Source organism: Micromonospora sp. NPDC049203, assembly GCF_043197215.1.
In the GTDB taxonomy this organism is placed as follows: Bacteria; Actinomycetota; Actinomycetes; order Mycobacteriales; family Micromonosporaceae; genus Micromonospora.
In genome coordinates, this window is the sequence record NZ_JBICSV010000011.1 from 142,332 (window position 1) to 152,979 (window position 10,648).

At 73.2% G+C, this 10,648-nt stretch carries 15 protein-coding genes; 6 read left to right on the forward strand and 9 right to left on the reverse strand.

Annotated features, from left to right (window positions below; all coding sequences use genetic code 11):
• Window positions 1-61 precede the first annotated feature (61 nt).
• From ACGFIA_RS25070 to ACGFIA_RS25080, 3 genes are read right to left on the reverse strand one after another with little or no spacing between them, the layout of a single operon-like run.
• Window positions 62-577, reverse strand: a complete 516-nt coding sequence (locus tag ACGFIA_RS25070; protein WP_393262402.1) for a putative immunity protein — start codon at window positions 575-577, stop codon at window positions 62-64.
• Entirely contained in the window at window positions 574-1,125 is a 552-nt protein-coding gene (locus ACGFIA_RS25075; RefSeq protein WP_357382217.1) for a putative immunity protein, read from the reverse strand. The genes ACGFIA_RS25070 and ACGFIA_RS25075 overlap by 4 nt, the downstream gene beginning before the upstream one ends.
• Window positions 1,122-1,457, reverse strand: coding sequence for a hypothetical protein (locus ACGFIA_RS25080; protein ID WP_357474910.1), 336 nt, complete (start codon window positions 1,455-1,457; stop codon window positions 1,122-1,124). Before ACGFIA_RS25080 ends, ACGFIA_RS25075 begins: the two co-directional genes overlap by 4 nt.
• A gap of 95 nt (window positions 1,458-1,552) precedes the next feature.
• On the opposite strand from ACGFIA_RS25080, the gene ACGFIA_RS25085 reads away from it, so the two are divergent.
• Window positions 1,553-2,356, forward strand: coding sequence for a DUF5753 domain-containing protein (locus ACGFIA_RS25085; protein ID WP_393262406.1), 804 nt, complete (start codon window positions 1,553-1,555; stop codon window positions 2,354-2,356).
• Window positions 2,347-2,541 (forward strand): DUF397 domain-containing protein, encoded by a 195-nt coding sequence (locus ACGFIA_RS25090; protein WP_357382213.1) that lies wholly within the window; start codon window positions 2,347-2,349, stop codon window positions 2,539-2,541. Before ACGFIA_RS25085 ends, ACGFIA_RS25090 begins: the two co-directional genes overlap by 10 nt.
• Here ACGFIA_RS25090 and ACGFIA_RS25095 read toward each other — a convergent pair.
• Window positions 2,516-3,289, reverse strand: a complete 774-nt coding sequence (locus ACGFIA_RS25095) for a class I SAM-dependent methyltransferase (protein ID WP_393262409.1) — start codon at window positions 3,287-3,289, stop codon at window positions 2,516-2,518. The genes ACGFIA_RS25090 and ACGFIA_RS25095 overlap by 26 nt on opposite strands.
• Window positions 3,289-3,663, reverse strand: a complete 375-nt coding sequence (locus ACGFIA_RS25100; protein ID WP_357474898.1) for a VOC family protein — start codon at window positions 3,661-3,663, stop codon at window positions 3,289-3,291. The genes ACGFIA_RS25095 and ACGFIA_RS25100 overlap by 1 nt, the downstream gene beginning before the upstream one ends.
• Before the next feature lie 173 nt (window positions 3,664-3,836).
• Here ACGFIA_RS25100 and ACGFIA_RS25105 point away from each other — a divergent pair, with 173 nt between their 5' ends.
• The 4 genes from ACGFIA_RS25105 (at window position 3,837) to ACGFIA_RS25120 (ending at window position 7,226) form a co-directional block, all read left to right on the forward strand.
• A complete protein-coding gene (locus ACGFIA_RS25105) occupies window positions 3,837-5,606 on the forward strand; it encodes a proline--tRNA ligase (RefSeq protein ID WP_393262413.1) in 1,770 nt (589 codons plus the stop codon).
• A 55-nt stretch (window positions 5,607-5,661) separates the two neighbouring features.
• A complete protein-coding gene (locus ACGFIA_RS25110; RefSeq protein ID WP_357382205.1) occupies window positions 5,662-6,081 on the forward strand; it encodes a CBS domain-containing protein in 420 nt (139 codons plus the stop codon).
• A 66-nt stretch (window positions 6,082-6,147) separates the two neighbouring features.
• A complete protein-coding gene (locus ACGFIA_RS25115) occupies window positions 6,148-6,573 on the forward strand; it encodes a SufE family protein (RefSeq protein ID WP_357382203.1) in 426 nt (141 codons plus the stop codon).
• Window positions 6,574-6,593: 20 nt separating this feature from the next.
• The gene (locus ACGFIA_RS25120; protein ID WP_393262418.1) at window positions 6,594-7,226 is read left to right on the forward strand and encodes a DsbA family protein; all 633 of its coding nucleotides are present in this window, start codon (window positions 6,594-6,596) and stop codon (window positions 7,224-7,226) included.
• Window positions 7,227-7,262: 36 nt separating this feature from the next.
• Here the strand turns inward: ACGFIA_RS25120 and ACGFIA_RS25125 are convergent, their stop codons facing one another.
• The 4 genes from ACGFIA_RS25125 to ACGFIA_RS25140 all read right to left on the reverse strand — a co-directional run bounded on the left by ACGFIA_RS25125 (window position 7,263) and on the right by ACGFIA_RS25140 (window position 10,548).
• Complete coding sequence (locus tag ACGFIA_RS25125; RefSeq protein WP_357382314.1) at window positions 7,263-7,811, reverse strand: YbaK/EbsC family protein; 549 nt, start codon at window positions 7,809-7,811, stop codon at window positions 7,263-7,265.
• 59 nt (window positions 7,812-7,870) lie between these two features.
• Window positions 7,871-8,068, reverse strand: a complete 198-nt coding sequence (locus ACGFIA_RS25130; RefSeq protein ID WP_355509530.1) for a hypothetical protein — start codon at window positions 8,066-8,068, stop codon at window positions 7,871-7,873.
• Between the two features lie 36 nt (window positions 8,069-8,104).
• Complete coding sequence (locus ACGFIA_RS25135; RefSeq protein ID WP_393262421.1) at window positions 8,105-8,884, reverse strand: SDR family oxidoreductase; 780 nt, start codon at window positions 8,882-8,884, stop codon at window positions 8,105-8,107.
• Between the two features lie 287 nt (window positions 8,885-9,171).
• Window positions 9,172-10,548, reverse strand: a complete 1,377-nt coding sequence (locus tag ACGFIA_RS25140; protein ID WP_393262424.1) for an MFS transporter — start codon at window positions 10,546-10,548, stop codon at window positions 9,172-9,174.
• Window positions 10,549-10,648 lie beyond the last annotated feature (100 nt).

Consider the following 10,648-nt stretch of genomic DNA (forward strand, 5'->3'; position numbering starts at 1 on the left):
ACGCCACCTGCCCGCGCCATGGTTGCCGCCGGCGGTGACTCTTTCGCCGGGCCGGCCGGCGTCAGCAGTCGAAGACCGACCAGCAGATGTCGTTGCGCAGGCGCTGGTCGTCCAGGACCAGCTCGCGGATCTCCACCGGGAGCCGGTCGCGCTGCCACCGGCACTCGTCGCGCCCGGCCACCTCGCCGAGACCGTCGGGCGCCGCCGCGCGTACCGCCTTTATCGCGTACGCGGCGGCGCCGAGTTCGTGGGCGGCGACGTGAGCCACGACGGCGGCCTGACCGGCGGCGTACGCGGCGTTGCGTGCCGCCCCGCGCAGGTCCCGGGCCGCGCCCATGGCGTGCCCGCCCGCCGCCCGTGCCCGCATCATCCCGACCTCGCCGCGCACCCAGGCGCGGGCGTGCTCGATCGCCTCGCGCGGACGGCTGTCGTCCGGCCGGACCGCCTCGAACAGGCCGAGGACGTGCTCGGCGCAGGTGGCGGCCCAGAGCGCCAGCAGGTGGTGGTGCTCGTCGGTGAGCGTGCCGCCCCGGCGGATCGTGATGAACCGGGGATCCCGGATCTTCGGCAGGATCACGACGCGGCCTCCGGTCCGGCGTGGCGCAGGTCGTGGTCCAGAGTGCTCATCAGCCGGGCGACCCGGCTGCCGCCACCGGTCACCGGCGGGTAGCGGCGGAGCACGTCGACCAGCACGGGTGTGGCGAGCCGCCGGTACCGGTCCAGCGCCGCCTCGCCCACGGTCTCGTCGCCGCCGGCCTCCAGTTCGGCGACGCGCGCCGCGTTGGCGGCGGCCCGCAGGATGTGGCCGACCTGGGTGGCCTTCGCGATCGGGTGCAGGTACGCGGCCGCCGCGGCGTCACCGGCAGCCCGGGCGGCCAGGCGCGCGGCCTCGGTGGGCGCGGACCGGGCGGCCCGGTGCGCGTCGAGGGACGTGACCCGCTGGAGTTTCGTCCGGGCGGCTCCGCGTGCGAACGTCCAGGCCGCGTCGACAGCCGCGCGGGGACGCCCGTCACCGGGAACCGCCCGCTCGTAGACCGGGAGGACGTCCTCCGCGTGCCGCACCGCGTACCGCGCCACCTCGCGCAGCTCGTCCACGGTCAGGTCGAAGTCCCCCGGTGCTGTCATGTCGCGGGCATCGTATCGGCGTTGCCCCGCCGGTAAGGGCCCCAGCCGACGAACCGCTCGAACAGCTCACGCGGCGTCGGCCCGTCCTGCGGGTTGAGGCGGAACAGGTCGTGGGTGGCCTCGTGGTAGAGCCCGGACAGGTAGACGGCCAGGTCGACCGGGTGGTCCGCGTACTCGGCCTTGAGCAGCAGGCGGGCCTGCGCGCAGGGCCACGGCCCGCCGCAGGCGCGGCAGAGCCAGAGCGGCCGGATCGGCAGGTGGGCCGGCTGGCCCGGCGGGCAGGGGCGGGGCCGATCGGGGTACGGCCCGAGCCGGGGTACGGGAAGGTTCATGCGTGACAGTCTGCTAAGGACACCACTACGCTCGGAAGTCGTCCCGGCGAGTCCGGGGAGAGTCCGGGAGACCGGCGGCCGACCGGGGAGGGCGTGTGGAGAACGAGCCGACCGCCGAGCTGATCCGCGCCCAACTGCGGCGGCTGCGGCTGCGGGCCGAGCTGAGCCAGGAGGAGTTCGGGAAGCTGGTGCACTTCTCCGGCTCCCAGGTGTCGGCGGTCGAGCTGGGCCACCGGCCGCTCGACCGGTTCTTCCTCGGCCGGGCCGACGACGTGCTCGGCACCGGCGGGCTGTTGATGTCGCTGCTCAAGCTCGCCGAGCGCGACGGCCAGCCGAGCTGGTTCCGCCCCTGGCTCGAAGCCGAACGCCAGGCGCAGCAGTTGCGCACCTACCAGCCGACCCTGGTACCTGGCTTGCTCCAGACCGAGAACTACGCCCGCGCGATGATCCGCACAGATGACCTCATCAGCGATGACGAAGTGGAACGGCGTCTCGCAGTGCGGCTGGACCGGCAGTCGATTCTCTCCGACGCCGGTCACCCGAAGTACATCGCCGTCATCGAGGAGTCCGTCCTGCGCCGCGCCGACGAGGGCTATCGCGGACTCATGGCCGAGCAGATCGCACACCTCGCCGAATGGGCCGAGCGCCCGCACATCGACATCCACATCGTGCCGGCCTCGGTCACCATGCACGTCGGCCTGGTCGGACCGTTCGCACTGGCCCGGGATACAGACGGCGGCTGGGTCGGTCACCTGGAGAACCAACTCGGCGGAGTCGTGGTCGACAAGGACGAGGACGTGGCTATCCTGCTGTCCAGATGGGAGAGTGTCCGCAGCGAGGCACTACCACGCCGACAGTCGGTCGAGCTGATGAAGGACGTGATGACCTCGTGGAGCTGACCGGAGCGGTCTGGCGAAAGTCCACCCGCAGCGGCACCCAGGGCGACTGTGTCGAGGTGGCGGACAACCTGGCCGGGGTGGTCGGGGTGCGGGACAGCAAGGACCCGGCCGGGCCGGTACTCACCTTCACACCTGACGCCTGGCGTGCCTTCGTCCGCCTCAGCGGGAGCCACGCGTCGCGCTGATCAGCACCGTGTGCTTGCGTACCCGGAAGGTGCCCTCGGCGTCGATGCGGGCCTCGATCGCGGTGCGGGCGGCCGACTCCTGCGCGGCCGTGAGCGGCCCGATCATGCTGGCGATGTACGCCAGGATCGGCTCCGCGGCCGGCACTGCCAGCTCGTCCGGGTAGCGCTCGACCGTCACATCGGTGAAGTGGGCGGCGACCCGGGCCGGTGTCGTCTCGGCGGTGACGTCGTTCTGATCGTGGAACCGGACCGCCAGGTCCGGGCACCCGATCACCGGGCCGAGCGTGTTCAGCTCGGCCATGTGGTCGCGGCCGTTCACGGCGACAGCCAGCCGCCCGCCCGGGCGCAGCACCCGGGCGAAGTCGCGCAGTGCGGCGTCCGGGTCATCCAGGTGGTAGAGCATGCTGTTGGCGATCACCGCGTCGACCGCTCCGGCACGGAACGGCAGGCGGGCGGCGTCGCAGCGCAGCACCCCGGCGCCGGGCACCTCGCGCAGCCGCGCGCACATGGCGGGTGAGAAGTCGGTGAGGATCAGCCGGCCACGATGGCTCACCCTCTGCCACAGCTCGTCGGTGCCGGCACCGACCTCCAGCACGTCCCCGCCCAGTGGAAGCCGCTCGCCCAGCCAGCCGAACCAGCCGTGCGGGTTGGTGCCGTACGAGTGCAATGCCATCCGGGCGGTCAGATTGCCCGTCGTCGTCGCGTACTGGCTGGTCGCGCGAGCCGACGCGGTGACGCCACCCGTCATCAGAGGTAGAAGCAGAACGGATGACCCACCGGGTCGAGGAGCACCCGGACGTCGTCCTGCGGCTGGAAGTCGGGCAGCGTCGCGCCCACCGACACCGCGTACGCCACGGCCGACTCCAGGTCGTCGACCTTGATGTCCAGGTGGACCGACATCTGCTGGTCACCGGGACCCGCCGGCCACACGGGCCGCACGTAGGCCGACTCGTCCTGGAACGCCAGCCAGTGGCCGCCCTCCGGCGGAGCGAGCACCACCCACTCGGGTTCCTGCTCGCGCCGGGTCCAGCCGAGCAGCCGCTCGTAGAACGCGGCCAGGTCCTCTGCGGACGGTGCGTCCAGCACCGTGGTCGTCAGCTTCATCAGCGGTCGCTCAGCCATGCCGCATTCCTACCCGACCCCCGCGACATTTTCCGGCCCGTCCGCGCCACCTCGGCGGGGTGGCGGCATCCCGCTGGTGTCGATACCGCCACCTCGCCGAGCTTGCGACGATCGGCCGGCACGGACACCGAAAGGGGTCGCCCGGCCGTCCGCTCGCGCCATAAGCTGCGGCAATGCTGCTACGCATGTCGACCCTGCTGCTCCGGACCCTCCGCGAGGACCCGGCCGACGCGGAGGTGCCGAGCCACCGGCTGCTGCTGCGCGCCGGATACGTCCGCCGGGCCGCGCCGGGTGGCTACACGTGGCTGCCGCTGGGCAAGCTCGTGCTGGACCGGATCACCGCGATCGTGCGGGACGAGATGACAGCGATCGGCGACCAGGAGGTGCACTTCCCGGCGCTGCTCCCGGCCGAGCCCTACCGGACCAGCGGGCGGTGGACCGAGTACGGGGACGACATCTTCACGCTCGCCGACCGCAAGGGCGCCGACCATCTGCTCGCGCCGACCCACGAGGAGTTGGCCGCGCTACTGGTGAAGGACCTGTTCTCCTCGTACCGGGACTTCCCGGTGACGCTGTTCCAGATCCAGACCAAGTTCCGTGACGAGGCCCGGCCCCGGGCCGGTCTGCTGCGCGGGCGCGAGTTCCTGATGAAGGACGCCTACTCGTTCGACCTCGACGAGGCCGGGCTCCAGGCGGCCTACGACAGGCATCGGGCCGCCTACACGCGCGTCTTCACCCGGCTCGGGCTGGACTTCACCACCGTCCACGCGATGTCCGGCGCGATGGGTGGGTCAGCGTCGGAGGAGTTCCTGGCCGCCACGCCGGTCGGCGAGGACACGTTCGTCGGCTGCACCGCCTGCGACTACGCGGCGAACACCGAGGCGGTGGTGACCCGCGCCCCGGCCGCCGGTGACCCGGACGCCCACCCGCCCACCGAGGTGCACGACACCCCGGAGACGCCGACCATCGCCGCCCTGGTCGAGCTGGCCGAGGCACGGAAGCTGGGCGGGCGCACCGGCTGGACCGCCGCCGACACGTTGAAGAACGTCGTCCTCACCGTCCGCCGGCCCGGCGCCGAGCAGCACGAGCCGCTGGTGATCGGCCTGCCCGGCGACCGCGAGGTGGACCTCAAGCGCGTCGAGGCGGTGCTGGCCCCGGCCACCGTGACCGTCTTCGAGGACTGGGACGCCCACCCGGAGCTGGTCCGCGGCTACATCGGGCCGCAGATCCTGGCCAAGCACGGCATCCGCTATCTGGTCGACCCCCGCGTGGTGCCCGGCACCACCTGGCTGACCGGCGCGAACGAGCCGGGCCGGCACGCCACCGACGTGGTGTGCGGGCGCGACTTCGTACCGGACGGCACGATCGAGGCGGCCGAGGTGCGGCCCGGTGACAGCTGCCCGGCCTGCGCCGACGGCGAGCTGACCCTCCGGCGGGGCATCGAGGTCGGGCACATCTTCCAGCTCGGCCGCCGGTACACCGACGCGTTCACCGTCGACGTGCTCGGCCCTCAGGGCAAGCCGGTGCGACCCACGATGGGCTGCTACGGCATCGGCGTGTCCCGGGCGGTCGCCGCCGTTGCCGAACAGCACCACGACGACAGAGGGCTGGTCTGGCCGGCCGCTGTCGCGCCGTGCGACGTACACCTGATCGCCGCCGGGAAAGGGCCGCAGCTCGACGCGGCGCTCGACCTCGGCGGGCGTCTCGCCGCCGCCGGCCTGCGCGTGCTGGTCGACGACCGCACGCACGTCTCCGCCGGGGTGAAGTTCACCGACGCCGAGCTGATCGGCATCCCACGCGCCGTCGTGGTCGGCCGCCGCCTGGCCGAGGGGTACGTGGAACTGCGCGACCGGGCCACCGGTGAGCGCACCGAACTGCCGGTGGAGGCCATCGTGGAGCGACTGCGCGACGACGTACGCGCGACGCACCGCGACGGGGTGTAGCAATCGCGCCACCGGGTACCGCAGACGGATCGACCGAAGCATTTCGGAGGCTCTCATGTTCCGTGTCAGTGACGTCATGACCAGGCAGGTGGTCTACCTCCCGGCGGAGACCCCGTTGGACGAGGCGGCCCGGGTGATGAAGGAGTCGGACATCGGCGACGTGGTGGTGACCGACGGCGCCACGCTCGCCGGCATGCTGACCGACCGCGACATCGTGGTCCGGGCGGTGGCCGAGCGCGCCGACCCCGGCAGCACGACCATCGGTTCGATCATCACCCGCGAGGTGGTGATGATCGAGCAGAACTGCACGGCGAACGAGGCGGCGGCGCTGATGCGCGAGCGCAACATCCGCCGGGTCCTCGTGTGTGACAACGAGCGCAAGCTCGTCGGCATCGTCTCCCTCGGTGACCTCGCCATGCAGCTCGACCCCCAGTCGGCGCTCAGCGACATCAGCGAGGCCGCACCGAACGTGTGAGGGCGGGCCCCGCTCGCGTGGCGCGGGGCCCGCTCGGCACCGCCGGTTGGCGGATAGCCTCGACTCATGCCCGAGATGCCGACCAAGCTGGCCGAGATCGTCGACGAGTTCGCCGCCGCGCCCCGCGACGTCGTCCTGGAGATGCTGCTGGAGTTCGCCGACGTGATCCCGCCCCTCCCCGAGGGCGTGAGCCGGGAGGAGCTGGAGCAGGTCCCCGAGTGCCAGACCGCGTTCTTCCTGCGCGCCGAGGTGAACGCGGACAAGACCGTGAGCACCGTCTTCGACTGCCCGCCGGAGGCGCCCACCACCCGGGCGTTCGCCGGCATCCTCGCCGAAGGGCTGGCCGGGGCGAGCGCCGAGGAGGTGCTGGCCGTACCGGACGACCTCTACCAGCGGATGGGCCTGGCGCAGGCGATCAGCCCGTTGCGGGTACGCGGCGGCACCGCCATCCTGGCCCGGCTCAAGCGCCAGGTCCGGGAACAGATCTCCTGATCCGCGGGTTGTCGCTGGTCATGGACATCGAGATCTACGCCGACGTGGTCTGCCCCTGGTGCTGGATCGGCAAGCGCCGGCTGGAACAGGCACTGGAGTCGTACGACGGCGAGGTGAACGTCCGGTTCCGGCCGTTCCAGCTGGACCCGACGCCGGTCACCGAGCCGAAGCCGCTGCTGGAGGCGCTCGGCGACAAGTTCGGCGGGCGGGACAAGGCCGAGGGCATGGCCGCGCACGTCACCGGCGTCGCCGCGGGCGCGGGCCTCGACCTGCGATTCGACCGCGCGGTGGCGGCGAACACGTTCGACGCGCACCGGCTGGTGCGCTTCGCCACCGAGCAGGGCCGCTCCGCCGAGGTGGTCGAGCGGCTCTACCGTGCGCACTTCCACGACGGCGTCGACGTCGGCTCGATCGACGCGCTGGTCACGCTGGCCGGCGAGGCCGGGCTGGACGAGACCGAGGCGCGGCAGTACCTGGAGTCGAACCTGGGCCGCCGGGAGGTGGCCGCCGACCTGAGCACCGCCCACCAGCTCGGCGTCTCCAGCGTGCCGACGTTCGTGCTGGCCGGAAAGTACGCGGTCACCGGCGCCCAGGAGCCGGAGACGCTGCTCGCCGCGCTGCGCGAGGTGGCGCAGCGCGAAGCGGCAGCCTGATGTTTCACGTGGAACAAGATCGATGCGGATGACGACCTAGGCCGGCTTGGCCAGGTCCTCCACCACCCTCGCCCCGGGCAGTGCGCCGAGCGCCGGCCCGGGCAGGGCGATCTTGCTGTGCCGTACGCCCGATCCGATGATCACGTGCGGCGTGGCGATCACCCGGGAGTCGACGAGGATCGGCCAGTCCGCCGGCAGGCCGATCGGCGTGATCCCGCCGTACTCCATGCCGCTCGACTCGACCGCCTCGGCCATCGGCGCGAAGCTCGCCTTGCGTACGTCGAGCAGCTTGCGGACCACGCCGTTCACGTCGGCGCGGGTGGTGGCGAGTACGACGCAGGCCGCGTACCGGGTCTCGCCGCCCCGCTTACCGGCGACCACCACGCAGTTGGCCGACTCCGACAGCCCCACCTCGTACGCCTCGCAGAAGGCGGCGGTGTCGGCCAGGTCGGCGTCGATCGGGGCGACAAGCACGTCGTCCACGTCCACCGGGGCCTCGGCCGGCCACTCCCGCAGGGCTGCGGCGACCGGCGGGGCCAGCAGGTCGAGCCGGGTCCGGGCCGGCTCCGTCTTCAGCGTCCCCATCATGCCGCGATCCTCGCACCCGCCTCGCGGATCGACCGGCCGGACCCCGCCCGCGCCCTTCAGTTGGGATTGGTGAGGAAGGCGTTCTCCTGGGCGAAGTCCCGGCTCTCGGTGGTGGTGAGCTGCCGGCGGCGCAGCGCCTCGGGACGGTTCGCCTCGGCGTCCTCGATGCCGTGCCGGACGCCGACCCGGATCACGCCGTAGAGGAAGACGAAACCGAAGACGTAGAGGACCACTGTGGCGACGAAGACCAGCATGCGGTCACCGTAGGCCGGTGTGGACCCGACCGGTTCTCATCTTCCGCCGGTTCCCCCGTACGTGTCCGCCAGGTAGTCGGCCCAGGTCCGCTTGCCGGTCGGTGTGGCGGTGGTGGTGAGGCCGCCCGCGCGCAGCTCCCGCCCGAGCCGCCCGGGGATCCGGACCGGCAGCAGCGGACGCCGTACCCGGCGTGCCGCCAGCCAGGCGCGGGCCGCCTCGTCGAAGCGCAGCACCTGCGGTCCGCCGAAGTCCTCGACCCGGTTCGACGGCCCGGCCAGCAGCAGGACCGCGAGCCGGTCCGCCACGTCGACCGGGTCGACCGGCTGGGCGAGCACCGCGCGGTCCCCGACCACCGGGCCGAGCCGGCTCGCGCCGCTCAGCAGCCCGGCCAGGAACTCCGGGAACTGGGTGGCCCGCAGCACGCTCCACGGCACCGGCCCGGCGGCCACCACCTGCTCGGCCGCCAGCTTGTGCCGGTAGTAGCCGAGCGGCACCCGGTCGACGCCGACGATCGAGACGAAGACCAGGTGGCGCACCCCGGCGTGCCCGGCGGCCACGGCCAGACGGCGGGTGCCGAGCACGTCGACGTCGTGGGTACGCCGCTGCGGCGACGACGCCAGATGCAGCACCGCGTCCGTCCCGGCGACCGCCTCGGCCAGCCCGGCACCGGTGGCCAGGTCGGCGGTCACCCACTGGACCCCGTCCCCGGTACGCGGCCGGCGGCTGGCCGCCCGCAGCGTGAAGCCCTCGTCCCGCAGTCGCGGCACCGCCACCCGCCCGAGCCGTCCGGTCGCCCCGGTCACCAGCACCCGCATCGCCACTCCTCCCGCCCACGCGCAGCCGCCACACAGCGGCTCCACGGTGGGACGGAATGCCGACCCGGATCGTGACAGCCGCCCGCCCGGCAGCGCCCTCACCCGATCCTGCGCCATCCGGCGGCCCGCTCGGCCCGGATCACCCCGTCCGAGCCACCCACCCGCCCTCTCCCCGACCTCGTCCGCCTTGTTGACCAAGGAGTTGGTGTCGGATCTCGGCCCACCTTCTGACACAAACTCCTTGATCAACCGGTGAGGACGGATGAGGGGAGACGGTAGGCGGGGGGTCAGGGGGTGGGGTGGGGGGAGACTCGGCCGGCCACAGCCAGGCCGAGCAGGCCGCAGGCGGCGGCCACGGCCAGCGTGGTCGCGTAGCCGGCCGGGCCGGGGGACGAACCGGCGGCCAGGACCGCGCCCGTGAGCGCCAGCACGGTGGCGGCGGCGAGCGAGTCGCCCAGTTGCAGCGCGGAGCTGTTGCGGCCCTGCTCGGCCGGGGCGGACTGGGCCAGGGTGAGCACCGACAGCGACGGATAGAGCAGGCCCATGCCCAGCCCGGCCACCGACCAGCTCAGCACCGCCGGCAGCACCGGCAGTCCCGGGAGCAGCGCGGACGCCACGCCCGCCGTACCGATCGTGATGCAGGCCAGCCCCGCCCGGGGCAGCGTCGCCGCCGAGCGGGGTGAGCTGATCCGGCCCTGGATCCACGAGCCCACCGACCAGGACAGCGCCCCGACGGTCAGCACCAGGCCGGCCCCGGTGGGCGAGAAACCGCGCTCCCGGGACAACATCAGCGGGATCACCACCTCGGCGGCGACGAACGCCGCCGACGCCAGCGCGCGCAGCCCGATCACCGTCGGCAACCCCCGTGCCGCACGCAGGAACCCGGCCGGCAGCAGGTGCGGCACGCAGGCGAGCAGCCCGGCCAGCGCCACGGCGATCAGGCCGGCGGCGAGCACGCCGCGCTGCTGCCCCCCGTAGTGCAGCAGTGCGGCGCTCGCCCCCGCCCCGCAGGCCCAGCCGATCCGGGCCAGTGCGCCCGCCGGCGGGCGGGTCGCCACGGTTCCGGTCAGCGCCCGCAGCCCCGGCTGGACCAGCAGCGCCGCCGGGATCGCCACCGCCGGCACCGCGAGGAACACCCACCGCCAGCCCAGGTGTTCCACGATCAGCCCGGCCAGCGCCGGGCCGACGAGCGACGGCACCACCCACGCCGCGGCGAACGCGGCGAAGATCCGCCGTCGCAACTGCTCCGGGTACGCCTGACCGACGACCACGTAGAGCGCCACCGAGACCAGTCCGGAGCCGAAGCCCTGCACCACCCGCCCGACGACGAGCACCTCCATGGTCGTCGCGGCACCGGCCACCACCAGCCCGGCGACGAACCAGACGACCCCGTGCCACATGGCCGGACGTGGTCCGCGCGCGTCACACCAGATGCCGGAGGCGACCATCGCCACCACGCCGGAGGCGAACGGGCCGCCGAACGCCAGCGCGTACAGGCCGAGCCCGTCCAGGCTGCGCGCCACTGTCGGCATGGCGGTGCCCACCGCCAACGCCTCGAACGCGAGCAGGGACACCAGGGCCACGCTGCCCACAGTCATCGCCCGCAGGCGCGGCGACCAGAGGTCGACGGGTGGATCAGCCGGTACGGCGGCGGTGCTGGTCATGGCGTTCAGCCTCGGACCTCACCCCCGGTTGAGGTCAACTGTGTCGCGCGTCTCGTCCCCCGGGACGCCGGACACGGCGGGACACCCGGAACGGAGGGAG